General features: G+C 71.1%; 26 protein-coding genes. 16 read left to right on the top strand and 10 right to left on the bottom strand.

Going from position 1 to position 26,035, the window contains the following annotated elements; translation table 11 throughout:
• The first annotated feature begins 93 nt into the window (after positions 1–93).
• Together OHB56_RS11050 and OHB56_RS11045 are read left to right on the top strand one after the other, a co-directional pair.
• Entirely contained in the window at positions 94–792 is a 699-nt protein-coding gene (locus OHB56_RS11050) for a DUF899 domain-containing protein (RefSeq protein ID WP_326752097.1), read from the top strand.
• Between the two features lie 192 nt (positions 793–984).
• Positions 985–1,170 (top strand): hypothetical protein, encoded by a 186-nt coding sequence (locus tag OHB56_RS11045; protein WP_079034860.1) that lies wholly within the window; start codon positions 985–987, stop codon positions 1,168–1,170.
• 54 nt (positions 1,171–1,224) lie between these two features.
• On the opposite strand, the gene OHB56_RS11040 is transcribed toward OHB56_RS11045, so the two are convergent.
• Positions 1,225–1,653 carry a hypothetical protein gene (locus tag OHB56_RS11040; protein WP_326752096.1) on the bottom strand — a complete coding sequence of 143 codons (429 nt, stop codon included), beginning with the start codon at positions 1,651–1,653 and terminating at the stop codon, positions 1,225–1,227.
• Complete coding sequence (locus OHB56_RS11035; RefSeq protein ID WP_406352936.1) at positions 1,650–2,369, bottom strand: ATP-binding protein; 720 nt, start codon at positions 2,367–2,369, stop codon at positions 1,650–1,652. Before OHB56_RS11035 ends, OHB56_RS11040 begins: the two co-directional genes overlap by 4 nt.
• Before the next feature lie 201 nt (positions 2,370–2,570).
• Between OHB56_RS11035 and OHB56_RS11030 the strand changes: the two genes are divergently transcribed.
• From OHB56_RS11030 to OHB56_RS11020, 3 genes are all read left to right on the top strand, one after another.
• The gene (locus tag OHB56_RS11030; RefSeq protein WP_406352934.1) at positions 2,571–3,431 is read left to right on the top strand and encodes a helix-turn-helix domain-containing protein; all 861 of its coding nucleotides are present in this window, start codon (positions 2,571–2,573) and stop codon (positions 3,429–3,431) included.
• Between the two features lie 90 nt (positions 3,432–3,521).
• A complete protein-coding gene (locus OHB56_RS11025) occupies positions 3,522–3,737 on the top strand; it encodes a DUF397 domain-containing protein (RefSeq protein ID WP_095534118.1) in 216 nt (71 codons plus the stop codon).
• Between the two features lie 239 nt (positions 3,738–3,976).
• Positions 3,977–4,783, top strand: a complete 807-nt coding sequence (locus OHB56_RS11020) for an SAM-dependent methyltransferase (protein ID WP_326752093.1) — start codon at positions 3,977–3,979, stop codon at positions 4,781–4,783.
• Between the two features lie 219 nt (positions 4,784–5,002).
• Here OHB56_RS11020 and OHB56_RS11015 read toward each other — a convergent pair whose 3' ends face one another.
• Together OHB56_RS11015 and OHB56_RS11010 are read right to left on the bottom strand one after the other, a co-directional pair.
• Positions 5,003–6,499 carry a glutamate synthase subunit beta gene (locus tag OHB56_RS11015; protein ID WP_326752092.1) on the bottom strand — a complete coding sequence of 499 codons (1,497 nt, stop codon included), beginning with the start codon at positions 6,497–6,499 and terminating at the stop codon, positions 5,003–5,005.
• A 240-nt stretch (positions 6,500–6,739) separates the two neighbouring features.
• Entirely contained in the window at positions 6,740–7,219 is a 480-nt protein-coding gene (locus OHB56_RS11010; protein ID WP_326752091.1) for an anthrone oxygenase family protein, read from the bottom strand.
• Positions 7,220–7,364: 145 nt separating this feature from the next.
• Here OHB56_RS11010 and OHB56_RS11005 point away from each other — a divergent pair, with 145 nt between their 5' ends.
• On the top strand, positions 7,365–7,997 hold the full coding sequence (locus OHB56_RS11005; RefSeq protein WP_326752090.1) for a uridine kinase: 633 nt from the start codon (positions 7,365–7,367) through the stop codon (positions 7,995–7,997).
• A 106-nt stretch (positions 7,998–8,103) separates the two neighbouring features.
• Entirely contained in the window at positions 8,104–8,532 is a 429-nt protein-coding gene (locus OHB56_RS11000) for a CBS domain-containing protein (RefSeq protein ID WP_055597524.1), read from the top strand.
• A 58-nt stretch (positions 8,533–8,590) separates the two neighbouring features.
• On the opposite strand, the gene OHB56_RS10995 is transcribed toward OHB56_RS11000, so the two are convergent.
• Positions 8,591–9,718 (bottom strand): magnesium and cobalt transport protein CorA, encoded by a 1,128-nt coding sequence (locus OHB56_RS10995; RefSeq protein ID WP_326752089.1) that lies wholly within the window; start codon positions 9,716–9,718, stop codon positions 8,591–8,593.
• A gap of 212 nt (positions 9,719–9,930) precedes the next feature.
• Here OHB56_RS10995 and OHB56_RS10990 point away from each other — a divergent pair, with 212 nt between their 5' ends.
• Positions 9,931–10,761: a class I SAM-dependent methyltransferase gene (locus OHB56_RS10990; RefSeq protein WP_406352931.1), complete on the top strand. Its 831-nt coding sequence runs from the start codon at positions 9,931–9,933 to the stop codon at positions 10,759–10,761.
• A gap of 37 nt (positions 10,762–10,798) precedes the next feature.
• Here the strand turns inward: OHB56_RS10990 and OHB56_RS10985 are convergent, their stop codons facing one another.
• Both OHB56_RS10985 and OHB56_RS10980 read right to left on the bottom strand, forming a co-directional pair.
• Entirely contained in the window at positions 10,799–11,689 is an 891-nt protein-coding gene (locus OHB56_RS10985; RefSeq protein ID WP_406359003.1) for a carbohydrate kinase family protein, read from the bottom strand.
• Positions 11,690–11,820: 131 nt separating this feature from the next.
• Positions 11,821–12,738 (bottom strand): pseudouridine-5'-phosphate glycosidase, encoded by a 918-nt coding sequence (locus OHB56_RS10980; protein WP_326752088.1) that lies wholly within the window; start codon positions 12,736–12,738, stop codon positions 11,821–11,823.
• A 125-nt stretch (positions 12,739–12,863) separates the two neighbouring features.
• Between OHB56_RS10980 and OHB56_RS10975 the strand changes: the two genes are divergently transcribed.
• Complete coding sequence (locus tag OHB56_RS10975; protein ID WP_055597520.1) at positions 12,864–13,292, top strand: VOC family protein; 429 nt, start codon at positions 12,864–12,866, stop codon at positions 13,290–13,292.
• 28 nt (positions 13,293–13,320) lie between these two features.
• On the opposite strand, the gene OHB56_RS10970 is transcribed toward OHB56_RS10975, so the two are convergent.
• A complete protein-coding gene (locus OHB56_RS10970; protein ID WP_406352929.1) occupies positions 13,321–13,875 on the bottom strand; it encodes a methylated-DNA--[protein]-cysteine S-methyltransferase in 555 nt (184 codons plus the stop codon).
• Positions 13,876–14,329: 454 nt separating this feature from the next.
• Positions 14,330–15,202 (bottom strand): glycerophosphodiester phosphodiesterase family protein, encoded by an 873-nt coding sequence (locus OHB56_RS10965; RefSeq protein ID WP_326752086.1) that lies wholly within the window; start codon positions 15,200–15,202, stop codon positions 14,330–14,332.
• Between the two features lie 377 nt (positions 15,203–15,579).
• On the opposite strand from OHB56_RS10965, the gene OHB56_RS10960 reads away from it, so the two are divergent.
• From OHB56_RS10960 to aroQ, 7 genes are all read left to right on the top strand, one after another.
• Entirely contained in the window at positions 15,580–16,452 is an 873-nt protein-coding gene (locus tag OHB56_RS10960; protein WP_326752085.1) for an MHYT domain-containing protein, read from the top strand.
• Between the two features lie 40 nt (positions 16,453–16,492).
• Positions 16,493–18,631, top strand: a complete 2,139-nt coding sequence (gene uvrB / locus OHB56_RS10955; protein ID WP_326752084.1) for an excinuclease ABC subunit UvrB — start codon at positions 16,493–16,495, stop codon at positions 18,629–18,631.
• A 160-nt stretch (positions 18,632–18,791) separates the two neighbouring features.
• The gene (locus OHB56_RS10950) at positions 18,792–19,370 is read left to right on the top strand and encodes a TerD family protein (protein ID WP_055597847.1); all 579 of its coding nucleotides are present in this window, start codon (positions 18,792–18,794) and stop codon (positions 19,368–19,370) included.
• 188 nt (positions 19,371–19,558) lie between these two features.
• Entirely contained in the window at positions 19,559–21,550 is a 1,992-nt protein-coding gene (locus OHB56_RS10945) for a TerD family protein (RefSeq protein ID WP_406352926.1), read from the top strand.
• A 329-nt stretch (positions 21,551–21,879) separates the two neighbouring features.
• A complete protein-coding gene (locus OHB56_RS10940; RefSeq protein WP_326752082.1) occupies positions 21,880–22,884 on the top strand; it encodes a TerC/Alx family metal homeostasis membrane protein in 1,005 nt (334 codons plus the stop codon).
• Between the two features lie 372 nt (positions 22,885–23,256).
• Positions 23,257–24,369 (top strand): calcium:proton antiporter, encoded by a 1,113-nt coding sequence (locus tag OHB56_RS10935; RefSeq protein ID WP_406352923.1) that lies wholly within the window; start codon positions 23,257–23,259, stop codon positions 24,367–24,369.
• A 244-nt stretch (positions 24,370–24,613) separates the two neighbouring features.
• Complete coding sequence (aroQ, locus tag OHB56_RS10930) at positions 24,614–25,087, top strand: type II 3-dehydroquinate dehydratase (RefSeq protein ID WP_326752080.1); 474 nt, start codon at positions 24,614–24,616, stop codon at positions 25,085–25,087.
• A 281-nt stretch (positions 25,088–25,368) separates the two neighbouring features.
• Here the strand turns inward: aroQ and OHB56_RS10925 are convergent, their stop codons facing one another.
• A complete protein-coding gene (locus tag OHB56_RS10925) occupies positions 25,369–26,025 on the bottom strand; it encodes an MBL fold metallo-hydrolase (protein ID WP_326752079.1) in 657 nt (218 codons plus the stop codon).
• Between the last annotated feature and the right edge of the window lie 10 nt (positions 26,026–26,035).

Below are 26,035 nucleotides of genomic sequence, written 5' to 3'. Positions count from 1 at the left end.
CGGAAAATCTTGGGACCGGGCGGGCGAGTTCCGATGAGTTCCGGTGACGGCGCCGGTCACCTCTTGCAACGGGACCGTTGCACAGGAGGAACCATGTCGCTTCCGGAGATCGTCTCGCGCGCCGACTGGCGCGCGGCGCGTGCGGAACTGCTGGTCAAGGAAAAGGTCGTCACCCGCGCGAAGGACGCGCTCAACGCCGAGCGGCGTCGGCTGCCCATGGTCGAGATCGACCGGGAGTACGTGTTCGAGGGCGGTGACGGCAAGGCCACGCTGCTCGACCTGTCCGAGGGGCGCCGGCAGCTCGTCGTGTACCACTTCATGTTCGCGCCCGAGTGGGACGCCGGGTGCCGCAGCTGCTCCGGGTTCCTGGACCAGATCGGGCACCTCGCCCATCTGAAGGCCCGCGACACCACCTTCGCGGTCGTCTCCCGGGCGCCGTACCCGAAGATCCTTCCGTTCAAGGCACGGATGGGCTGGACGCTGCCCTGGTACTCCTCCTACGCCGACGACTTCAACAAGGACTTCGAAGCCACCCTCGAACAGGACGGGGAGCTGGTCGAGCGGCCGGGCCTCAGCTGCTTCCTGCGGGACGGGGACCGCGTCTTCCACACGTACTCGACCTACGAACGCGGCCTCGACGGACTCGGCTCGACCACCACCCTGCTGGACCTCACGGCGCTCGGCAGGCAGGAGGAGTGGGAGGAACCCGAGGGGCGCGCGTCGGCTTTCGGGGCCCCGGCGGGCAGCGAACGCATCCGCTATCACGACGAATACGACGAGTACGACGGGTAAGACGAATGAGACGAGTGCGATGAGTGCGGAACCTTGTACGGATGGTGACCGCATGTCCGAGAGAGCGGAGAGTGCGCCCCCCTCCTGGTGGTGAACGGGTGTCAACCACGTCTCAGTGGCGTCACTGGGCGAGACGTTCTCCCGTCGTCGGCGTTTCACTCTACGAGTGCGATGCCGAAGGAGAGGCAGCAGGTGAACGGGCGAACGGTGCTTGAAAGCTTTCCCGCGGGCGGGCCGCGGGGGTCCTGGCCCGCGGAGGAGTTCGCGCGGGCGCGGCGCATGGAGGGCCTGCCCGCCGAGGTCGTCATGGACCTCGCGACCGACATGTTCCTGGTGATCGTCCGCGGTGGCGACGGCAGCGCGGACGCGGCCGCGTGAGCCCGCACGGGCCACGGCAGGGCGGTGGGCGGTGCCGCGTGAGGCCCGGGAGCCCTACGCGGTGACCGGGCGGGACCAGCTCGGGGTCGTGTCCGTCAGGCGGCACACCGCCAGGTAGAGCGGTATCGGCGGAGTGTACGGAAGGGTGCCGTCGGGGCGGTGGATCAGGCCGGGGAGGTCCGGAGCGTCCGGCACGACGGCCCCCGTGTCGTACCGCGCGGGGGCGGGCCACTCCAGGGCGTAGTCCGAATCGGAGGGAACCAGCCACCACCAGTGCGCCTCATCGGCGTACACGCACCCCACCCGTGGCAGCCGGGGCATGACCAGCGGGCCGAAACGGGCCGGCACCGCCACCGCGTCGCAGCCCATCGGCGCCGTCATCCCCTCGGGGACGGGCAGGCGCAGGAGCGGTGCGGCCGGATTCCGCAGCCCGCGCTGGAGACGCACCAGCGTGTTCAGGCTCAGGGTCCGAGTGCCCGTCACACCCGTCCCCCGTCCCGGCGGTACTGGCGCGGGGGCGTGTGCTGACGGGGAGGTGTGTGCGAGGCGGTCGGGGCCGCTCCGTGACGGTGCCGCTGCTCGGATTCCCCGTCCTCGTCCTGGCCGCCGGCCGGGTCCGGCTTGGGGCGCTCGCCCCAGCCGAGGTCGTTCCGCGGCCCGTCGGACGGAAGCGGCGTGTCGGCCTTGCGGGGCAGCTCGGCCCAGACCAGCAGACCGGAGCCCTGTTCGTGGGCGCCCCAGGCGTGACACACGGCGTCGACGAGAAGCAGTCCCCTGCCGTGCTCCTCCTCCGGCTGCTGCCGGGTGTTCGCACGGGGCCGGCCGGGGGCGCAGCCCTCGTCCCGCACGGCTATGCGCACCAGGTCGTCGCCGTCGTGCAGCTCGCAGACGATGTGACTGCTCGCCGTGTGCACGATGGCGTTGGTGACGAGTTCGGAGACGACCAGAGCCGCTGTGTCGCAGGTGTCCTCGCACACCGACCAGCCGGTCAGCCGGGCCCTCGTCAGGCGTCTGGCCTGCGCGGGAGAACCCGGATGGGCGGCCAGTTCGAAGCGGAACCGGCGCTGGACAACAGCCCCTGCGGGGTCGGCGGCTCCCGAGGCGGGGCCGAGACCGAAGGGGCGCGCAGCGGCGTCTGTTCCTAAGGGCACGGACGGAATCACGCTTGCCACTATCGCCCCGCCGTGCACACTTGGCAAGTGTCACTCTGAAAAATCCAGAGTGCTGTGTGACGGTCTGGACGGCCGTGGCACACTGCTCGCAACAGCACCCCGCGCGGCGCCAGTTGAGGTCATCGAAGAAGCATTCGATGGATCTCGGATTGGCGCCGCAGGGCTGTCGGGGCTGTCAGAGCTGCCAGCTTCGGGAACGTCCCGAAAACCTTTTCGTGGAGGTGGAGCGTGAGCGAACCGCGGTCCGCGCCGACGGTCGGCCAGGTCGTCCTCGGCCGGCGCCTGCTGGATCTGCGGGAAAGCGCCGGCCTCAAGCGTGAGGAGGCCGCACGCGTCCTGCGCGTCGCCCCCGCCACGGTCCGGCGCATGGAGATGGCCGAGGTCGCGCTCAAGATTCCGTACCTCCAGCTTCTGCTGAAGGCATACGGGGTCTCCGACAGCGATGCCGACGCCTTCGTGCAGCTGGCGGAGGAAGCCAACCGGCCCGGCTGGTGGCAGCGCTTCCACGAGATCCTGCCCGGCTGGTTCTCGATGTACGTCAGTCTCGAGGGCGCGGCTACGCTCATCCGCAGCTACGAGCCCCACTTCGTCCCCGGTCTGCTGCAGACCGAGGACTACGCACGTGGCGTGCTGCTCTCGGGTGCCATCGGGCAGACCCGGCCCGAGGACATCGAGGGACACGTCGCCCTGCGCATGCAACGGCAGGATCTGCTCACCCGTGACGACGCACCCCGGCTGTGGGTCGTGATGGATGAGACGGCGCTGCGCCGCCCGGTCGGCGGCCCGGAGGTGATGCGTGCCCAGATCGACAGACTTCTCGAGGCGACGAAGCTGCCCAACGTGACGCTCCAGGTCGCCCCGTTCGCCAGTGGGCCGCACCCCGGCACGTACGGGCCGTTCGTGCTGTTCCGATTCGCCATGCCCGAACTGCCGGACATGGTCTACAGCGAGTACCTGACCGGCGCCGTCTACCTGGACGCGCGTGCCGAGGTGGCGACCCACCTCGAAGTCATGGACCGCATGGCGGCGCAGGCCGCTACAGCACATCGCACGAAGGTGATCCTCAGGGATCTCCGCAAGGAGCTGTGAATGAATCACATCAAACCCCTGTCCCTGTCCTTGACCTCACTCTTGCCGGTGCACCCGCCCCGGGCCCGCGCCGGACGGATCTACAACGGCATGCCCGCGCGCGAGCTGGGCAGCGAGGGCTGGCACAAGCCGTGGAGCGGCGGCAACGGCGGCAACTGCCTGGAGGCGATGAAGCTCGACGACGGCCGGATCGCCGTACGGCAGTCCACCGACCCGGACGGACCGGCGCTCATCTACACCTCGGCCGAGATGACGGCCTTCATCGAAGGAGCCAAAGCGGGAGAGGCGGATTTCCTGCTGTCCTGACCCTTGCCGACCGTCCTACCGTTGCTTCCCGGCGTACACCCGATGTTGCTTGTTCCCCCCTCTCTCCCTCCTTCCCCTCTCTCCCTCCTTCCCCCTTCTCCCTGCTGACTCCCCGCCGAGTACGCACCCCCGTCCCCCGCGCAGCACTCTGTTCCGGGTGTCCCCGCCCGCCCCGCCCACCACACCGGCTCGGCACTGAAATTGATCACTAACAGTTGCAGACACTTACGGAGTTCGTCATGACCGGGCAGCAGCACCCCGTCGAGATCGACACGAGCAAGCCGCACACCGCGCGGATGTACGACTGGTACCTCGGCGGCAAGGACAACTACCCCGTCGACGAGGCCATGGGCCGGCAGATGCTCGCCCTCGACCCGAGAGTGCCGGTGATGGCCCGGGTGAACCGGGCCTTCATGCAGCGCGCCACACGCTGGCTGGCCGGCCAGGGCATACGTCAGTTCCTCGACATCGGCACCGGCATCCCCACCGAGCCCAACCTCCACCAGGTCGCCCAGGAGATCGCACCCGACGCGCGCGTCGCCTACTGCGACAACGACCCGATCGTGCTGGCCCACGCGGGCGCGCTGCTGCGCGGCACCGACGAGGGGGTGACCGAGTACCTCCAGGCCGATGTGCGCGATCCGGAGAGCATCCTGGAGGGCGCGCGGAAGATCCTCGACTTCGACCGGCCGGTCGCGCTCTCCCTCATCGCGCTGCTGCACTTCATCCCCGACGAGGACGGCGCCCACGAGCTGGTCGGCCGGCTGCTCGCCGATCTGCCCTCCGGCAGCTACCTGGTGGTTTCCCACGCGACACCCGACTTCACTCCCGAGGAGTCGAAGGCGGCCACCGAGAAGCTCAAGGCCGCGGGCGTCACACTGGCCCTGCGCTCCCGCGAGGAGTTCACCCGCTTCTTCGCCGGCCTCGAGCTGGTCGAACCCGGCGTCCAGGTGCCCCACCTGTGGCACCCCGAACTGGGCGAGCCCGTACCCGGTCAGGACGACGGGGTGATCCCGGGATACGGGGCGGTGGGGCGCAAGGCATAAGCCCCGGGCGGTCCGAGGGACTGGACCTCGGGGGGTTCGAGGGGGCGGGCCCCGGGGGCCCGAAAGGCTGGACCGCCGGGGTCCGAAAGGCCGGGCCCCGGGGGTCTGAAGGGCTGGGCTCCGGGGGTCCGAAAGGCTGGGCTCCGGGGGTCTGAAGGGCTGGGCGCCAGGGGTCCGAAAGACTGGGCTCCGAGGGCGGGTGCGCCCCGCCGGGGTGCGTCACGCCGTCATCGGGCGGTCGTACGGGCCGATGGGGGCCGGGAGCCGGGTGGTGCCGTCGGTCAGGTGGCGGTCGACGGCCGCCGCCACCGCCCGGCCCTCGGCGATCGCCCACACGATCAGCGACTGCCCGCGGGCGGCGTCCCCGGCCGCGAACACGCCCGGCACGTTCGTGGCGAAGCCGGCGTCGCGCGCGATCGTGCCGCGCGGCTCCAGTTCCAGACCGAGCCCGGCGACGAGCCCGTCCTTCAGATCGGGTCCGGAGAAGCCGAGCGCGAGGAGGACGAGGCCGGCGGGCAGGACCCGCTCGGTGTCCGGCCGAGGGCGGCGCTCCGCGTCCACCCCGACCAGGTGCAGCGCCCGGACCCGCCCGTCCGTGTCGCCGGTGAGGCGCAGGGTGGACGCCGCGAACAGCCGTGCGTCGGAGTCCTCGGCCGCCTCCGGTGCCGTCCGCAGCACGCCGGCCTCCTCGTGCGCGGGGGACAGCCGGTACAGCTTCGGGTACGTCGGCCAGGGTTCGGTGTCCTCGTCGCGCGCGTCGCCCGGCCGGTCGTAGATGTCCAGCTGCGTCACGGACGCGGCCCCCTCCCGCACGGCCGTGCCCAGGCAGTCGGAGCCCGTGTCACCGCCCCCGACGATGACGACGTCCCGGCCCGCGGCGGACAGCGGGGACGTCTCCAGGTCCCCCTCGCACACCCGGTTGGCCAGCGGAAGATACTCCATGGCCTGGTGAACACCGATCAGTTCCCGTCCGGGAACGGCCAGTTCCCGCCACGCGGTGGCCCCGGTGGAGATCACCACGGCGTCGTAACGCGCCCGCAGTTCGGCGGCGTCGACATCGCGCCCGACCGTCGTGGACGTACGGAACTTCGTCCCCTCGGCCCGCATCTGCTCGATGCGCCGCTCCAGATGACGCTTCTCCATCTTGAACGAGGGGATGCCGTACCGCATCAGCCCGCCGATCCGGTCGTCCCGCTCGTACACGGCGACCGTGTGCCCCGCACGGGTCAGCTGCTGGGCCGCGGCCAGTCCGGTGGGACCCGAACCGATCACGGCCACCGTCCGGCCGGAGAGCCGGTCCGGCGGGGCCGGCCCGGCGAATCCCTCCTCCCAGGCCCGGTCCGCTATGGCGCACTCGACGTTCTTGATGGTCACGGCGGGCTGGTTGATGGCGAGCACACATCCCGCCTCGCAGGGTGCCGGGCACAGTCTGCCGGTGAATTCGGGGAAGTTGTTGGTCGCGTGCAGCCGCTCCGCCGCGGCCCGCCAGTCGTCGCGCGCGACCAGGTCGTTCCAGTCGGGGATCAGATTGCCCAGCGGGCAGGCCTCGTGGCAGAAGGGGACGCCGCAGTCCATGCAGCGGTCGGCCTGCGGACCGATGATGGGCAGTAGCGCGCCGGGGACGTAGACCTCGTCCCAGTCCCGGACCCGTTCCCCGATGGGCCTGCGCGGCCATTCCCGGCGCGGCGTGGTCAGGAACCCCTTGGGATCGGCCATGGCCGTCTTCCTTGCGTTCTTTCCTGCATGCGCGAGTGGCAGGCCGTTCGCGGTCGGACGGCACTCCGCGGAGGGCCGGGCCTTCTCCTCCCGGCGCCTCTTGTTGTCTCTCCGGACCTGGCGCTCCGGATTCCGGCGTTCTCTGGCCACGATACGACTGCTCGTGCCCGTACGCAGGCCCGTCGCCAGGGCTTTCTCGCCTTTCCTCGCCTTTCCGTGCCGTCAGGGCGGTCAGGGCCGTCAGGCGAGAGCCAGTACATACGCCACCGCGGCACCCGCCGAGGCACCCGTGCGCACGTGGTTCCACCGCGTCCACTCGCGCACGTACGCGGTCCAGTACGCTGCGGCCTCCGCGGTCCCGGGACCGAGCCCGGCCAGCGCGTTGTTGCGCGGCACGTTCGCGACCACGGTGACCCCGAACCCGCCGAACAGGTACAGCGCGCTGCCGGCCAGCAGCCACGCCGCCCCCTCGTCCGGCCCCGTCACCAGGGTCACCACGGCGATCGTCGCGCACAGCAGCGCCGAGCCGAGGAACACCAGCATGAAGGGCGCCCGCACCGCGGCCACGTTGACCGACCGCATCGCCGCCACACCCTGCGCGGGCGGCAGCGCCGCGAGCCCCCTCATCACGAACGTCGAGAAGGCGCAGAAGGCTCCCGCCACCAGCCCGGTTCCGAGTACGCCCAGCACCGTCAGCACGAAGTACGGGCCATCTGTCACGTTGTCGGCTCCTGCCCTTCCCCGGCCGGAACTCCTCCCGGCGGCCACTGTCACCACCAGTGAAGCCGGGCCCGGGACGCTCGGCCATGGCCGAGCGTCCCGGGGCCATGCGCGGGAGTCCAGCCGGCCCGCGCATCATGGCGGTGTGCGATGCGAAGCGATCACCTGGGACCGGCTCGGCGACCTCCTCGCCGAGCGTGTGGCGACGCTGCAGACGTCCGACGGCGGTCCCTGGCCGCGCGTCGCCTTCGACGGCGCCCCGGCCGCCCGCCCCGAGGACCTCGCCGAACGGGTCGCCGAGGCCCTGCGCGTCCGCGGGCGCCCCTCCCTCGTGGTGGGCACGGAGGGCTTCCTGCGCCCCGCGTCGGTCCGGCTGGAGCACGGCCGCCAGGACGTGGAGTCGTACTACGACGGCTGGTACGACACCGGCGCCCTCTGGCGCGAGGTGTTCGGCCCCCTCGACCCGGGCGGGAACGGACGGGTCCTGCCCGATCTGTGGGACCCCGTCACCGACCGTGCCACCCGCAGCCCCTACGTCCCGCTCCCGCCCGGCGGGGTACTGCTGCTGCACGGCCCGCTCCTCCTGCGGCACTGGTTCCCCTTCGATCTGAGCGTCCACGTCTCGCTCTCCCCGGGCGCCCTGCGCCGCCGCACCCCCGAGTCCGAGCACTGGACCCTCCCCGCCTTCGAGCGCTACGAGCGGGAGACCGGCCCGGCCGGCACCGCCGACGTCCTGGTACGCGCCGACGACCCCCGCCACCCGGCGTGGCACGGCTGAGGCCGGGCGAAGGTGCGGGGCCCTGTCGGCACGACGACAATGAAGGACGCCGGTACTCGCGGCGCGTCCCGCGCCGCGCCGGCCGTCCGGCACCGGGAGGTACCTCATGACCACCGCCGGAGACATCATGCACCGCGGCGCCCAGTGGATCCCCGCCCACGAGACGCTCGACCGCGCCGCCCAGCTGATGCGCGAACTGAACGTCGGCGCGCTGCCCATCAGCGACGAGAACGAGCGCCTCTGCGGCATCCTCACGGACCGCGACATCGTCGTCGGCTGTGTCGCCGTGGGCCACGATCCGGCCAGGGTCACCGCAGGGGAGATGGCCAAGGGCACACCGCGCTGGATCGCGGCGGACGCCGACGTCGGCGAAGTCCTTCAGGAGATGCAGACACACCGCATCCGCCGGCTCCCCGTCGTCGACGACAAACGCCTGGTCGGCATGATCAGCGAGGCCGATCTCGCCCAGCACCTGACGGAGGACCAGCTCGCCACCTGGGCCGAGAACGTCTACGCCAGGGTCCCGTCCGGCTGAACGCGGGCTGTGCCGCGCCCCGCCTCCGGGTGCCGTGCGGCGGCGGACGCCCTGCGTGTCAGAGCCAGCGACTGCGCCGGAAGGCCCGGTACAGCAGCAGACACGCGAAGGACATGACGCCGAGGGCCATGCCGTAGCCGTACCGCCAGCGCAGCTCCGGCATGTGATCGAAGTTCATGCCGTACACCCCGCAGACCATGGTCGGCACGGCGACGATCGCCGCCCATGCGGTGATCTTCCGCATGTCCTCGTTCTGCGCGACCGTGACCTGCGCGAGATGGGCCTGCAGGATGGAGTTGAGGAGTTCGTCGAAGGCCGCGATCTGTTCCTTCGCCCGCGACAGATGGTCGGAGACATCGCGGAAGTACGCCTGTATCTCCGGAGCGACCGCCCGGGCCGGGCGGGTGGCCAGCTCCTCCAGCGGCCCGCTGAGCGGCGCCACCGCCCGCTTCAGTTCGAGGAGTTCGCGCTTGAGCTGGTAGATGCGTCCCGGGTCGACCCGGGCGCCGTGTTCCGCGAACACCTCCGTCTCGACCTCGTCCACGTCCTCCTGCACCGAGTCGATCACGGTCAGGTAGTCGTCGACCACATGGTCCGCGACGGCGTGCAGCACCGCGGAGGGCCCTGCGGCGAGCTGCCGGGGATCGGACTCCAGCTCCTCGCGCAGCGGCCCGAGCGAGCCGTGCCGTCCGTGCCGCACGGTGATCACGAAGTCCTGTCCGACGAACACCATGATCTCGCCGGTGTTCACCACCTCGCTGGTGGAGGTGAGTTGCTCGTGCTCGACGTAGCAGACCGTCTTGAACACCGCGAACAGCGTCTCGCCGTACCGCTCCAGCTTGGGCCGCTGGTGCGCCTCGACCGTGTCCTCGATCGCCAGCGGATGCAGATCGAACAGCTCGGCGATGCCCGCCAGCTCACGGTCCGTCGGCTCGTGCAGCCCCAGCCAGACGAAGCCCTCCCCGCTTTCGCGCACCTGCCGCACCGCATCGACCAGCTCCCCGTGCGCGGAGACGCGGACACCGTCCCGGTAGCTCACGCAGTTCACCACCGAGGACCCCAGCGGGGACCGGGCCGGGTGGCTCAGATCCACCCGCGGGCGCCGCCGGGCCAGCCGGGCCGCTCTGCGCAGGCCGCCCACCCCGCCCAGACGTGTGACCTTCCGCAGATTCCCTGCCATCGACATCCGGCTCCCCTTACGTGGTTCCCCCGCGTTCACGCTTTCCCGCGCTTTGGCAGGTCAGTCTGCCAGCAGTGCGTGAGCCGCATGCGAACCGCGTACGAGCCTGTGGAAACAGAGCGTTCCGTTCGGTTGTCCGGTTCCCGGCTGTGGACGAAGGGCGACGGACCGGAGCGTCAACCGCACCGGACAAGTCAGGCAACTGGGATGATCGCGCCATGACGCGAAGCGACGGGTACCTGCTCGAAGACCGGCAGACCGAGGTGCACCGGCAGAGCGGGGCGCACCGGCAGGCCGAGGCGGCGGAACGCCTCGACGCCTTCGCCGACCTGTTCGACCCCGCCACGTTCCGGCATCTCGAAGTGGTCGGCGTCGGGGCCGGCTGGCGCTGCTGGGAGATCGGCGCCGACGGTGTCTCCGTGGTGTCCTGGCTCGCCAAGAAGGTCGGACCGACCGGCAAAGTACTGGCCACGGGCACCGACATCACCCGGCTCGCCCCGGCCGCCCGTCCGCCGGTGGAGGTGTGCGCCCATGACATCGGCGCGGAGGAGCCGCCGGAGGGCGTGTTCGACCTGGTGCACGCACGGCTCCCGTCCCTCGGCGTGGCGGACCGCGAACGGGCGGTGCGGTCCATGGCCGACGCCCTGCGCCCCCGCGGGCACCTCCTGGTCGAGGACACCGACCCTGCTCTGCAGCCCTTGGCCTGCCTGGACGAGTACGGCCCCGAACAGCGGCTTGCGAACCGGCTGCGGCAGGATCTGCGCAAGCTCCCCCACGGCCGCGGGGCCGACCTCGCCCAGGGCCGCACACTCCCGCGTCTGCTGCGGGAGACCGGCCTGAGCGAGGTACGGGCCGACGTCTGCTTCCCGATCGCCGCACCCGCCTGCGCGGCCCTGGAGTCCGCCACCGTCCGCCTGGCCCGGGACCAGCTCGTCACCGCGGGCGTCGCCACCGCCCAGGACATCGACCGCCACCTCGCCAACGTCGCCGCCGGCATCCTGGACCTGGCAACGGCCCCGATGATCTTGGTCTGGGGGCGCAAGGTCTAGAACCTTTCCGGCGGAGGGCGGAAGGCGGCCGAGGCCGTCAGGCCGGTGGTGGCGGGCGGCCTCCCACTCGGCGCACCGCCAGCGCACCCGCCCTGCATCCCTCCGCCACCGCGTGTTCGGGATCGGCGCCCGTCATGAGGGTGGTGAGGAACGCGCCCGTGAAGGCGTCGCCGGCGCCCGTGCTGTCCCGGGGCGTCGCCACCACGGCGGGAACGCGGGCGCACACCTGGCCGGACCGGGCCAGCAGCGCGCCCTCGGCCCCCTGCTTGGCCACGACCAGCGAAACCCGCCGACTCAGCCGCGCCGCCGCGTCGGCCACCCCCGGCAACCCCGTGAGCAGGCACGCCTCGTCACGACTGGGCAGCAGGATGTCGACGCCCTCGACGAGGGCCAGGAATCGGTCGGCACCCAGCCGCGTGAGGAAACCGGCCGACGCCGGATCCAGGCTCACCGGCACCCCACGCACGCGTGCCGCCTTCAGAGCCACCGCCACGAACGCCCGGCCCGGTTCGCTGAACAGCAGATACCCCGACAGATGCAGCCGGGCCACCCCGTCCAGCAACGCGTCCGACCAGTCACCGGGTTCGAGCCGCAGTGAGGCCCCGCTGTCGGTGAGGAAGGTCCGCTCGGCCGCCGCACCCTCGTCGACCAGGCAGATCACGGTTCCGGTCGGCGCCTGCGGATCGACCACCAGCAGGGGACGTACTCCGCAGGCGGCCAGCTCCCGTGCGTGCCACGCCGCCGCGTCCTCGCCCACTCGTCCGAGCAGCCGCACCTCCGTGTCGCCCCAGCACGCCGCCCAGCAGGCCACATTGGCCCCCGCGCCGCCGGGCACCGTCCGGACCGCCGCCGCGGTGTCCGTACCCGGGGTGAGCGGCCCCCGGTGCCGGGCGACCACATCGGTGATGACGTCACCGACGACCAGCAGCGCTCCGGGCCGCGCACCGGAACCCGCGCCGGGCCGCGCACCGGAACCCGCGCCGGAGCGCGCACCAGCCGCCCCCGCCGCACGGCCCGCCCCGACGGCACTGCCGCCTCCGTCACCCGGGACCGCCGCCGTCACGTTCCCTCACGCCCGGCCCAAGCCGTCGCGATGCGGGCCGCCAGCCGTACGTTGCCCCGGACCGCCGCCAGATTGGCGGCGAGGGAGGCACCGTCGGTGTGCCGCACCAGGTGGTCGAGCAGGAACGGAGTGACCGCCTGACCGGTGACACCCTCCTCCTCGCACGCCCGCAGCGCCTCGTCGAGCACACGGGCGTGCAGTCCGGGGTCCAACTGCTCCTGCACGGGAACGGGGTTGGCCACGATCAGCGCCGACTCGGGCCCGCCGAGGGCGTCCTGCGCCCGCATCACCTCCGCCACCTGCTCCGGAGCGTCCAGCCGCCAGTCCACGGGGTGCCCCGAGTCCGCCAGGTAGAAGCCGGGGAAGCGGTCCGTGCCGTATCCGGCGACCGCGACCCCCAGGGTCTCCAGCCGCTGCAGCGTCGCCGGTACGTCCAGGATCGACTTCACGCCCGCGCACACCACGGTGATCCTGGTCCGCGCCAGCAGCCCGAGATCGGCCGACTCGTCCTGGGTCACCGTCCACTCGCGGTGCACCCCGCCGAGTCCGCCGGTCGCGAACACCCGTACGCCCGCGAGCGCGGCCAGCAGGGCGGTGGCCGACACCGTGGTGGCACCGCTCGCCCCGGACGCCATCGCGAGCGGCAGATCGCGATGACCGAGCTTGCGGATGCCGTCCTCACGGGCCACCCGCTCCAGCTGCTCCTTGTCCAGACCGACCCGGGGCCGCCCGTCCAGCACGGCGACCGTGGCGGGAACGGCGCCCTCCTGCCGCACCGCCGCCTCCAGCTCCGTCGCCACCCGGAGATTGCGCGGCCGGGGCAGCCCGTGCGCGATGATCGTGGACTCCAGGGCCACCACCGGCCGACGGGCGGCGAGCGCCTCCCGCACCTCTTCGGACACCGTCAGGATCACGTACCGTCTCCCGTCTGTCGCTCCTCCCTCATCCCTGGCGGGCCGGACGGCCGGTCAAACCCCCGGAGCCCGTCCGCGGGACAGCCCCTTGCGGGCCGCCGCGGATCTCGCGGAGTCTGGGACACATGACGGAGAACACAGCACGTCTCGACCACGTCGTCCTCTGGGTGCGCGATCCGATCGCGGCCGCCGGCTTCTACGAGAAGGCGGTCGGCCTGGAACCGGTCAGACTCGCCGACTTCTCCGTGGGGGAGGTGCCGTTCCCCTCGGTACGGGTCAACGAGGAGACCATCCTCGACCTCATGCCGTTCGCCATGGCGGAACGCATGACGATGCTGCCCGGCGCCGCCGAAGCCTCCGGCCATCCCGTCAACCACGTCTGTCTGTCACTGCCCGCCGACGACTTCGCCGCTCTCCGCAGCCGCCTCGAGGAACAGTCCGTCCCCATGACGGACCTCTCGCACGACTCCTTCGGCGCCCGTGGCCTCGCCAGGCGCAGCTTCTACTTCCGCGACCCCGACGGAAACGTGTTCGAGGCGCGGCACTACGACTGACCCACCCGTCAGACCACCGGCCCACCCGTCAGAACAAGGGCTCCGGCAGTACGCCCTCCAGGGCGAGCAGCCGCCGCTTGGCCTCCAGCCCGCCCCCGAACCCGCCGATGCCGCCGTCCCTCTCCACGACCCGGTGACAGGGCACGACCACCGGAAGGGGATTCGCGCCCATCGCCGCGCCGACGGCCTGGGCGCCCTCCGGCCGGCCGACCCGGCCGGCCAGAGTGCCGTACCCCACCACCGTGCCGTACGGCACGCCGGAGGCCAGCTCGCTCAGGACCTCCCGGTGGAAGCCGGAGACCAGCGACCAGTCCAGGGGCAGGTCGAAATCGCGCCGCTCACCCGCGAAGTACGCCTCGACCTGGCGTATCGCCTCGGTGAGCAGCGGGGAACCGGGGTCCTCGGCGGGCTCGCTGCCGAGCCGGGACGCCAGCCGGTCCAGCGCGCTGTCGCGCACCTCGTCCGTGGCGTGGAACACGACGTTGACCAGGCCCTCACGGGTCGCGGCCAGCAGCAGCGGACCGACGCCCGTGTCGACGACGGCCCACACGACCCGCTGCTCGTACTGTCCATGGCTGTCCATGCGCCCCACCGTACGACCCGCCACCGACACGCCGGACCCGAAGCGACGGGCCGGGGGCGATCAGGCGCGAGGGGCACGAAGGGGGCGTCAGCACCTTGCCGGGGAGCGTGCGCGAGGGTGGTTCGACTCGTTCGTGCGGTGGCCGGTTTCCGGGCTCGCGGTGTCGTGGGCCGTCCGGGCCGGCGTGGTCGTGCGATCCGGGATGCCGGGTACGGCGTCGGTGAGCGGGGTCCCTGCTCCACGGAGTGATGGTCCAGGGCCTCCCCGTCGCCTCCGGCCGTACTCATGGGGCCGGGTCGCGCGGGGGACCGGTCTCCCGGGCCCGGACCGCGCACGGGACGCGTGTCGCCGCCCCGGGGCCGAGTGTGCCGGGGACCGGTGCGCCCAGGACCGTTCGGGGCGTGCGGCTGGGCGGACCCGCTCCCACTCGGCCCGGAGGAACGGTGAGGGGAGATCAGCCGCCCACCGCGTCCCGCACCACGTCGGGCTTGTTGCTGATGATCCCGTCGACCCCGAATCCCGCGGCCCGCCGGGCCGCGGCCGCGTTGTCCACCGTCCAGGTGAGGACCTCCAGAGGCTTGCTGTGCGGTCCCCGGAAGCCCTGGACGGCGGCGACGTAACCGGTGGACAAGGAGGTGTACGAGGGGTTGATCTGGTCGGCGAAGTCCGCGTACACGGGCAGGTCCTTCACGGGAGGCGCACCGATGAAGCCGGTCTTCACCCCGGGCTTCAGCTCGTGAACCGTCCGCACGCTGTCCGCGCTGAAGCTCTGCACGACCAGCCGGTCCCTCAGATGCGCGCGGTCGAGCCACCCCTCGTTGGCCAGGACCTTCAGGGTCTCGCCCTCGATGCCGGGATACAGCTGAGGGTTCTTGATCTCCAGGAACAGCTTCTGGTCGTGCCGCTCGAGCCGCCGGACGAACTGCTCCAGCGTCGGCACGCGCGTGCCCGCGAACGCGGGAGCGAACCAGCTGCCCGCGTCGAGCCGGGCGATCTCCGCGGCGGTGAAGTCCTTCACCTTCCAGGGCGACCGGCCGGGGAAGACCTCCTCGACGTTCGTGGTGCGCGCCAGGCTGTCGTCGTGCAGGACGACGAGTTCGCCGTCGCGGGTGCGCTGGACGTCGTTCTCCACCCAGTCGACGCCGAGCTCCGCCGCCTTGTCGGCGGCCGGGAGCGTGTTCTCGGGCGCGTACCCGGAGGCGCCCCGGTGGGCGACGACCAGGGGGAGCGCGTCACTGCCGGTGGCGCGGGCGGGGGAGAGGGTGAGCAGGAGGGCGGCGGTTCCCACAAGTGCGATGGTCGAGGCGACAACGGTGCGCGTGTGCATGCTTACTCCTCGCGTCGAGCGGGTCGGGCCATCGGCGGGAAGGCGGGTCATGGCCGAACGGCCGGATTCCCGCCGGGCGGTCGGCCGACATCGGACGGTCTGATCATCGCCCGGTCGGAACATCACGGACAGTTCAAATACGACAGCGGAGAGTCGACGGAGGGCGGGCGCAGGATGACCACAAATTGAACAGTCCCGCCCCAACTGCGCACACTGGTGCCGCACAAGTGGGGCGAGGACGTGTTTCTTTGCTGGATGGTCGTTCGACCGTTCTGGTGAGGTCATACTCTCTGCGTCAACCCTGACCGCCGACGCGGTTCTGGGAGGGGGTTTACAACCGGAATTCCGGGACGCAAAGGGCGGAAGGACAGCCGCGCATGCAGAGCACGGTCGACGGATTCAGTTACGGTCTGGTCACACCGACGGTGGCCTTCCTCATGGCCTGCCTGGGCGGCGCCCTGGGGCTGCGATGTGCCACCCGGCCGCTCGTCGTGACCGGGTCGTGGCGCCCCGGCTGGCTCGCCCTGGGCTCGGGGGCCATCGGGTCCGGCATATGGACCATGCACTTCATCGCGATGATGGGCTTCACGATCGAGAACACGCCGATCCACTACGACCGCCTGATGACGTTCGCCAGCCTGGCCGTCGCCGTCGTCATGGTGGGGATCGGGATCTTCATCGTCGGCTACCGGGGGGCCACGGGAACGGCCCTGTTCACCGGTGGCACCATCACCGGCCTCGGCATCGCCTCCATGCACTACCTGGGCATGGCCAGCATGAGCCTCGACGGACGGCTGGAGTACAACACCCTCACCGTCGCCGCGTCCGTCGCCATCGCCATGGCGGCCGCGACCGCCGCCCTGTGGGCGGCCGCGCAGGCCAAGGGTTTCCTGTGGAGCGTGGGTGCGAGTGTCGTCATGGGTCTCGCGGTCACCGGCATGCACTACACCGGCATGGCCGCCCTGGAGGTCCACGTCCACGGGACGACCGACCCCGCCACGGGAGAATCCGCGGCCGCCCTGCTCGCGCCCATGATGCTCGGCCCGCTCGCCCTCCTGGTCCTGGCCGGCATCGTGGTGATCTTCGACCCGCTGATGATCACGGGCCGGCCCGGCCCGGCACCCGGCGAGCACAAGCCCGGCATCCCCGCCCGCCCCCGGCACCACTCCTCCCCGACGCACCCGAAACGCCTGCGGCCGCGTGCCCGCGGCCCCGTCGAGCACCGCACCCGCACCCCGCAGAAACACTGACCGGGACCCGTTGTCAGCGGGGGGTCGTACCGTGGGTGACATGCGGCCCGTTTCCCAGATCGAACGCACGGTGGCGCCCTTCGAGGTCGTCAGCCCCTTCCAGCCCAGCGGCGACCAGCCGACGGCCATCGCCGACCTCGCCCGGCGCATCGGAGCAGGCGAGAAGGACGTCGTCCTCCTGGGCGCGACCGGCACCGGCAAGTCCGCCACCACCGCGTGGATGATCGAGAAGCTCCAGCGCCCCACCCTGGTCATGGCGCCGAACAAGACTCTGGCCGCCCAGCTGGCCAACGAGTTCCGCGAGCTGCTCCCGAACAACGCGGTCGAGTACTTCGTCTCGTACTACGACTACTACCAGCCCGAGGCGTACGTCCCGCAGTCGGACACCTACATCGAGAAGGACTCCTCGGTCAACGAGGAGGTCGAGCGGCTGCGCCACTCCGCGACCAACTCCCTGCTCACCCGCCGCGACGTCGTCGTGGTCGCCTCCGTCTCCTGCATCTACGGCCTCGGCACCCCGCAGGAGTACGTGGACCGCATGGTGCCGCTCCGCGTCGGCGAGGAATTCGACCGGGACGAGCTGCTGCGCCGCTTCGTGGACATCCAGTACACGCGCAACGACCTGGCCTTCACCCGGGGCACCTTCCGCGTCCGCGGTGACACCATCGAGATCTTCCCGGTCTACGAGGAGCTCGCCGTCCGCATCGAGATGTTCGGCGACGAGATCGAGGCGCTCTCCACGCTCCACCCGGTCACCGGCGAGATCATCAGCGACGACCAGCAGCTGTACGTCTTCCCGGCCTCCCACTACGTCGCCGGCCCCGAACGCATGGAGCGGGCCGTCAACGACATCGAGAAGGAACTCACCGGGCGCCTCGCCGAGCTGGAGAAGCAGGGCAAGCTCCTGGAGGCCCAGCGTCTGCGGATGCGCACCACCTACGACCTCGAGATGCTCCGCCAGATCGGCAGCTGCTCCGGCGTCGAGAACTACTCGATGCACTTCGACGGCCGCCTGCCCGGCTCCCCGCCGAACACCCTGATGGATTACTTCCCGGAGGACTTCCTCCTGGTCATCGACGAGTCGCACGTCACCGTGCCGCAGATCGGCGCCATGTACGAGGGCGACGCCTCCCGCAAGCGCACCCTCGTCGACCACGGCTTCCGGCTCCCCTCCGCCCTGGACAACCGCCCGCTGAAGTGGGAGGAGTTCCAAAAGCGCATCGGCCAGGCCGTGTACCTCTCGGCCACCCCCGGCCAGTACGAGCTCTCCCGCTCGGACGGTGTCGTCGAGCAGATCATCCGCCCCACCGGCCTGGTCGACCCCGAGGTCGTCGTCAAGCCCACCGAGGGCCAGATCGACGACCTGGTGCACGAGATCCGCTCGCGCGTCGAGAAGGACGAGCGCGTCCTGGTGACCACACTCACCAAGAAGATGGCCGAGGACCTCACCGACTACTTCCTCGAACTCGGCATCCAGGTGCGCTACCTCCACAGTGACGTCGACACCCTGCGCCGCGTCGAGCTGCTCCGGGAGCTGCGCAGCGGCGAGTACGACGTCCTCGTCGGCATCAACCTGCTGCGTGAGGGACTCGACCTGCCCGAGGTGTCCCTGGTCGCGATCCTCGACGCGGACAAGGAGGGCTTCCTGCGCTCCGGCACCTCCCTGATCCAGACCATCGGCCGTGCCGCGCGCAATGTCTCCGGCCAGGTCCACATGTACGCGGACAAGATCACCCCGGCGATGGAGAAGGCCATCGACGAGACCAACCGCCGCCGGGAGAAGCAGGTCGCCTACAACCGGGCGAAGGGCATCGACCCCCAGCCGCTCCGCAAGAAGATCAACGACATCGTCTCCCAGATCGCCCGCGAGGACATCGACACCGAGCAGCTGCTGGGCTCCGGCTACCGCCAGGCCAAGAAGGACGGCGGCGGGGCCAAGGCCCCCGTGCCCGCGCTCGGCACCAAGGCGGCCAAGGGCGCGAAGGGCAGGGCCAAGGGTGCCGAGCCGGTGCCCACCGACCGGCCCGCGGCGGAGCTCGCCGGGGAGATCGAGGAACTCACCGCACGGATGCGGGCCGCCGCCGCGGACCTCCAGTTCGAGATCGCGGCCCGGCTGCGCGACGAGGTCTCCGAGATGAAGAAGGAGTTGCGGCAGATGCGGGAGGTGGGGCTGTCCTGACGGCGCCGTCCTCCGGCCCGGCGCCCGTCCGGCACGGGCTGTGTTGCAAGACCGACACAAAGTGCGAACCGGGGTGCGTCACCGTCGGTGCTCCTGCGTAGGGTTCTGGGCATCCGCGGTTTCGCGGCAACAGGGGAAAGTCCGAGAGGGGAATCAGCGCGTGACCGTCAACATGACCAAGGGTCAGGCCATCAGTCTGCAGAAGAACGACGGCGGCAGCCTGACCGCGGTCCGCATGGGTCTCGGCTGGCAGGCGGCTCCCCGCCGCGGCCTGTTCGGCTCGCGTACCCGGGAGATCGATCTGGACGCCTCCGCCGTCCTGTTCGCGGACAAGCAGCCGGTCGACGTCGTCTTCTTCCGCCACCTGGTGAGCGACGACGGCTCCGTGCGCCACACCGGCGACAACCTCGTCGGCGGCGTCGGCCAGGGCGGCGACGACGAGGCCATCCTCGTCGACCTGTCCCGTGTCCCGGTCCACATCGACCAGATCGTCTTCACCGTGAACTCCTTCACGGGCCAGACCTTCCAGGAGGTGCAGAACGCGTTCTGCCGTCTCGTCGACGAGACCAACGGCCAGGAACTCGCCCGCTACACCCTGGCCGGCGGCGGCGCCTACACGGCCCAGCTCATGGCGAAGGTGCACCGCTCGGGCACGGGCTGGACGATGACGGCCCTCGGCAACCCGGCCAACGGCCGCACCTTCCAGGACCTCATGCCGTCGATCCTGCCGGTGCTCTGAGCATCCGCAGCGGCACCCGGTCGAGCAACCCGCAGCACCCGAAGCGCCGGCCGGCCCCGTCGGGGCCGGTGAGCGGCGCCCGGGCCATCACCAGGTGACGCAGCGAGCGGTACGTCACCGGCGGCACGTCACGCACGACGGAACACGAGCGACACACGCGAAGCACGCGACACAGGGGGACGAGGGCGATGACGGCTGAGCTGGTGCGGGGACAGAACCACCCCCTCTCCCAGTCCCGTCTCGAGATCCGGGTCTCGGCCGGCACGCCGGTTGTGACCGTGGCCGCGCTCGGCGACGAGGACGGCCGGATCCACGGGGTGGAGTGGGTGGCCCACCCGGGCGCACCCACCCGGCCCGGCCTGGAGGTGTCGCGGCAGGCCGCGGCCGACCACCGGCTCGCGGTGGACCTGGACGCCCTGGCCGACACGGTCCACCGCGTCGGCGTGCTGCTCGCCCTGCCCGCCCCCGCCGGCGGCCAGGGCCCCACCCGCTTCGGCGCCGTCGCCGCACCCTTCGTCGCGGTCACCGGGCTGGACGGCACCGAAATGGCCAGCTACACCATCACCGGCCTGGAAGCCGAAACGGCCGTTATCGCCCTGGAGCTCTACCGGCGCCAGGGAGCCTGGAAGGTGCGCGCGGTCGGCCAGGGATACGCCGGCGGCCTGGCCGAACTCCTCACCGACCAGGCACTGCCCCAGGCGCAGCAGCTCGCGGGCAGCATCGAGGAAGCGGTCACCAGGGGCCTCGCCCGCTCCGTGCAGGCGCCACCGCCCCGCCCCTCCGACGGCGACCGCGCACGCCGGACGGCCACCCCGGCCCACCACCCCGACCAGAGCGCCGCCACCGCGCCCCAGGGCGACCCCGGTCCCGTGCCGCCCGCGTACGGCGGCCGGTCGGCCGGACCGCAGCCGGCGTACCCCGGGGCAGTCGCGGAGCCGTCCGCGGCGCCGACCGGCGGCCCGATCGACTACAGCCACCCCCGCCGGCAGAGCGCCGCCCCGCCGCCGCCCCCGCCGACCGCGCCCCCGGCCCCGCCGGGACAGCCCGCGCAGCCCGTCGCGGGCGACGCGACCGGCTGGTCCATGGAGGAGCGGCTCTACAACCAGGTCTGGGGCATGTTCGAGGACCTGGCCCGCACCACCGCCGCCTACCGCAGCGCCGTCGACTTCGCCGAGTCCCGGATGGACAAAGAGCTGGAGCAGGTCCTGTCCGACCCGCGCAGCCGGATCGGCGGCCAGGCCGACGCGGCGCGCGAGGCGGCCAGGGCCCGGCAGGCCCAGCTCGTCGACCGGGCGAGGGAGGCCCTCGACCGTGACCTCGCCCAGCTCGTCGCCGAGGCCGAGGTCGTCGAACCCGCCCTGCCCCCGGCGTACGCCCGCTGGGACAACCCCGTCTGGCACGCCTACCGGGTGCCGATGGAGATTCCCATGGCGCTGCGCCTGGGCGACCTCCGACTGCCCGAAGCCGACCGGATACGCATCCCCATGCTGCTCCGGCTGCCGCTGGAGCGCGGCCTGTGGATCGACAGCGGCCGCACCGACGCCCTGGACGACTCGTTCACCGATGCCCATGACATGCGGCGCCTCGCCATGGAGACGGCGGTGACCCACGCGGCACGCCTGCTCGCCGTCTACCCGGCGGGCGAGTTCACCGTGCACGTCGTCGACCCGGCCGGATCGGGCGCGCAGTCACTGGTACCGCTGACGCGGAGCGGTGTGCTGGCGGCCCCGCCCGCCCAGGGCGCCGCGGGCGTCGCGGATGTCCTGGGCCGGCTCACCCAGCGGGTCGACCTGGTGCAGATGGCGCTGCGCGGCGGGGCCCCCGACGCCCTGCCGCCCGGCTTCGACCCCTCCCAGCAGCTGCTGGTCGTCAACGACTTCCCGCACGGTTTCGACGACCGTGCCGTGAACCAGCTGCGCTACCTCGCCGACGAGGGCCCGGCCGTCGGCGTTCACCTGATGATGGTCGCCGACCGCGAGGAGTCCGCCGGATACGGTCCGCTGCTGGACCCCCTGTGGCGTTCCCTGCTGCGGCTGACCCCGGTGGCCGACAGTCATCTGGCCGACCCGTGGGTCGGCCACGCCTGGACGTACGAGCCGCCCCTCGTGCCCCCGGGCAGCCAGGTCCTCCAGCAGGTTCTCACCCGGGTCGCCGAGGCCCGCCGGACAGGACGCCCCTGACCGGGAACCCGTGAGCGTGTGTCCGTAGACGCGGTGGTGGTGTCCCATCTCCTGGACCATGCCCGCGTGCGACCGCCTTCCACCTGCCGCTTTGGGATTTCTTTTACCTCGCTCTTTACCAAACCTTGGTGATGGAGGTAAAGTTTTGCGCACGGAGGGGAGTACTCCCCGTCTGTGCGGCGACCCCGTCAATACGGATCAGGCCTGGTCCCGGGGCGTCGGCCCATAGGTCTGTCCTGGCGCTGACAAGCGCTTGAGGCCTGGGTGGAAGAGACCTCCGGCAGCGATGACGCTGACATTTTCCGTGAGACGTATCTGCCGGAGGCGCAGTGGATGTTTCCTCGACCCTATGGGTCCTTACTGTCCTGGGCCTTGTCGCCCTCATCTCCATCGACTTCTTCATCGGGCGCAAACCGCACGACGTTTCCATCAAGGAAGCCGGGATCTGGACCATCGTCTGGGTCGTCCTGGCCGTGCTCTTCGGACTCGGCCTGCTGGTCTTCGGAGGGGGACAACCCGCAGGTGAGTTCTTCGCCGGCTACATCACCGAGAAATCGCTGAGCGTCGACAACCTGTTCGTCTTCGTCCTGATCATGACGAAGTTCGCGGTGCCGTCGCAGTACCAGCAGCGGGTACTTCTCGTCGGTGTGGTCATAGCCCTGGTATTGCGGACGATCTTCATCGCCGCGGGCGCCGCGATCATCGCCAACTTCTCGTGGGTCTTCTACATCTTCGGCGCCTTCCTGATCTACACGGCCTGGAAGCTCATCCAGGAGGCCCGCGCCGACGAGGAGGACGAGGAGTTCGAGGAGAACAAGCTCCTCAAGGCCGCCGAGCGCAGGTTCGGCGTGGCCGACCGGTACCACGGCACCAAGCTGTGGATCGAGCAGAACGGCAAGCGGGTCATGACCCCGATGCTGGTCGTGATGCTCGCCATCGGCACCACGGACGTGCTCTTCGCGCTCGACTCGATCCCCGCGATCTTCGGTCTGACCCAGGACCCGTACATCGTGTTCACGGCGAACGCGTTCGCCCTGATGGGTCTGCGGCAGCTGTACTTCCTCATCGGTGGCCTGCTCAGCAAGCTGGTCCACCTGGCGTACGGCCTGTCGATCATTCTCGGTTTCATCGGTGTGAAGCTGGTGCTGCACGCACTGCACGAGTCCGGGGTCCATGTTCCGGAGATCAGCATCCCGGTGTCGCTGGGCGTGATCTGCGGCGTCCTCGTCGTCACCACGATCACCAGCCTCAGGGCCTCCAAGAAACAGGCCCTGGAGGACCAGGCCGAGTCGGGCCGGGGCGAGGGCACCGCCAAGGACAGCATCGACGTCTGACCCCGTCCGTCCGGAACCGGACAGGACATCCCCGGGAGCGGGGCGCGACGCGGAGTCGCGCACCGCTCCCGGCATCTGCCTGTCTCGTGCCGGACCACCACCCCACAACCGGTACACAGGGCGGTCGGTCACGCTCACCGCCGTCCGTCGAGGGCCGTCCCTCCGGCCAGCAGAGGAGATCATGCGCGACGACGACCACCTCAGAACGACAAGGAACACGCAGGGGATCGGAGCCGCCGGACAGCGGCGGGACCGCTCGCACGAACTGATATCTGGTGATGGCGTGGATGTGAAAGTGATCAGTACGACAGGCGAGTCCACAGAGCGTCGAGTGACCGAAGGCCGGAGTTCCTTCATGTCTGAGAGCCGCGCATGATCGGTTGGTTCAGAACGATCGGCGAGCGGTGGACGAACCTGGTGCCCGTGCTCGCGGTGGTTCTCCTGGCTCTGACCTGGGGGAGCAAACTGTCCGGCGCGGTCATCGCCGTGGCGGTCGTGGTGCTGGCGGCAGCCGTGCTGGCCGCGGTGCACCATGCGGAGGTGGTGGCCCACCGGGTCGGTGAACCCTTCGGCTCACTGGTCCTCGCGGTCGCCGTCACGATCATCGAGGTCGCGCTGATCGTCACCCTGATGATCGACGGCGGGCCCGATACCGCCTCCCTGGCCAGGGACACCGTCTTCGCGGCCGTGATGATCACCTGTAACGGCATCCTCGGCGTGAGCCTCCTGGTCGGCTCGCTGCGGCACGGCACGGCCACCTTCAATCCGGAAGGCGCCGGCGCGGCGCTCGCCACGGTGGCCACGCTGGCGGGCCTCACCCTGGTGCTGCCGACGTTCACCACCAGCAAGCCCGGCCCGGAATTCTCCGGGGTGCAGCTCACCTTCGCCGCGGTCACCTCACTGATCCTCTACGGCTTGTTCGTCGCGACACAGACCGTCCGGCATCGTGACTACTTCCTGCCCGTGGTCAAGCCCGGCAAGCCCAAGCCGGTCGTGGACCCGGAGGACGAGCACGCGGCCGCGCCCTCCACCCGCACCGCCATGATCAGCCTCGGACTGCTCGGCCTGGCCCTGGTCGGAGTGGTCGGCCTGGCCAAAGGCGTCTCGCCCGCCATCGAGTCCGGCGTCAAGTCGGCCGGGTTGCCCCATGCCGTCGTCGGTGTGATCATCGCGCTGCTGGTCCTGCTTCCCGAGACCATCGCCGCGGTGCGCGCGGCGCAGCGCAACCGGGTGCAGACCAGTGTGAATCTCGCGCTCGGCTCCGCGATGGCCAGCATCGGCCTGACCATCCCCGCGGTCGCGATAGCCTCCCTCTGGCTCTCCGGCCCGCTCGTCCTGGGCCTCGGCAACACCCACATGGTGCTGCTCACCCTGACGGTGGTGGTCGGCGCCCTGACCGTCCGCCCCGGCCGGGCCACACCGCTCCAGGGCGGGGTGCACCTGGTGATCCTCGCGGCCTATCTCGAACTGGCGATCAATCCGTAGGCCCGACCCCAGAAACCGCCTCCGGGCGGGGGCGTGTCCGGCGCAGACCCACGCTCCGGCGCACCCCCACCCGGAGACGGTTCCCTTGGCACACCGGGCCAGGGGCGACCGCCCGCGGGACCGTGATAGACCGGTGTCCGAGCGGCGTCCCGGTGACGGCCGCCGCAACCCGTTTCCTTCTCTTCACGACGTCCTTCCCGCTCTCCCGACTCTTCCCGACCTTTCCGAACGGACCGGAGGAACTGTGCACCGCAGCCTGGCCGATGCCCCGATCATGATTCTCAACGGCCCCAACCTGAACCTGCTCGGGCAGCGTCAGCCGGAGATCTACGGCTCCGAGACGCTCGCCGACGTGGAGGCGCTGTGCGCCGGGGCGGCAGGCGTCCACGGGGGCACGGTGGACCTGCGGCAGTCCAACCACGAGGGCGAGCTGGTGGACTGGATCCACGAGGCGAGGCTGAACCACTGCGGCATCGTGATCAACCCCGGTGCCTACTCGCACACCTCCGTCGCCATCCTGGACGCCCTCAACACCTGCGACGGCCTGCCCGTGGTGGAGGTCCACATCTCCAACATCCACCGTCGGGAGTCCTTCCGGCACCACTCCTACGTCTCGCTGCGGGCCGACGGGGTCATCGCGGGATGCGGGGTGCAGGGGTACGTGTTCGCGGTGGAGCGGATCGCGGCGCTGGCCGGCCCCGGACGGGCACGGGCGTAAGAGCCCCGACCAAAATGGGCGCCCGGCTCTCGGCGTCTGGCACGCACGCTCGCAAGGCGCCGGAAGGCCCTAGTAGCTCCTCCCCCACTCTCGGCTCCGCTCAAGCGGGGGGACCCCCATCGAGGACCTTCCGGCGCCTTGCGATCGCACGCACCAGACGCCGCGAGCTGATCGGACTCCCATTTTGGTCGGGGCTCTAAGCCCCGCCCGCCCCCTGGGATCCGCCCCGGAGGACGGGGCTCCCCCGGGCCGGCGTCCGTGCCGGGACACCCGGCCGCCGCTCACCAGCCCCGCGCGCGCCACTCGGGCAGCTGCGGGCGCTCCGCGCCCAGCGTGGTGTCGTTGCCGTGCCCGGGGTAGACCCAGGTCTCGTCGGGGAGCACGTCGAAGATCTTCGTCTCGACGTCGTGGATCAGGGCGGCGAACGCCTCCGGATCCTTGTGGGTGTTGCCCACACCGCCCGGGAACAGGCAGTCCCCGGTGAACACGTGGGGATGCCCGTGCGGATCGTCGTAGACGAGGGCGATCGAGCCGGGTGTGTGGCCGACGAGATGGCGCGCGGTGAGTTCCACCCGCCCCACCCGGATCGTGTCGCCGTCGTCGACCAGGACGTCCGTCGGCACCGGGATGCCCTCGGCGTCCTCCCGGCCCGCGTGGGTGCGGGCACCGGTGGCCGCCACCACCTGGGCGAGCGCCTGCCAGTGGTCGCCGTGCCGGTGCGTGGTGACGACGGACGCGATGCCGTCGTCACCGATCGTGCCCAGCAGGGTGTCCGCGTCGTTGGCCGCGTCGATCAGCAGTTGCTCGTCGGTGGCCCGGCACCGCAGCAGATAGGCGTTGTTGTTCATGGGCCCGACGGCGACCTTGGTGATCATCAGGTCCTTGAGTTCGTGCACGTCGGCCGATCCGCCGACCGTCACACGCCCGCTGTACGTCATGACGGCCAGC

Origin of the sequence: Streptomyces sp. NBC_01635 (assembly GCF_045209715.1) — a bacterium.
Taxonomy (GTDB): domain Bacteria; phylum Actinomycetota; class Actinomycetes; order Streptomycetales; family Streptomycetaceae; genus Streptomyces; species Streptomyces hirsutus.
The sequence above is the reverse complement of the archived record's forward strand: the minus strand, read 5'-3'. Positions and strand labels throughout refer to the sequence as shown.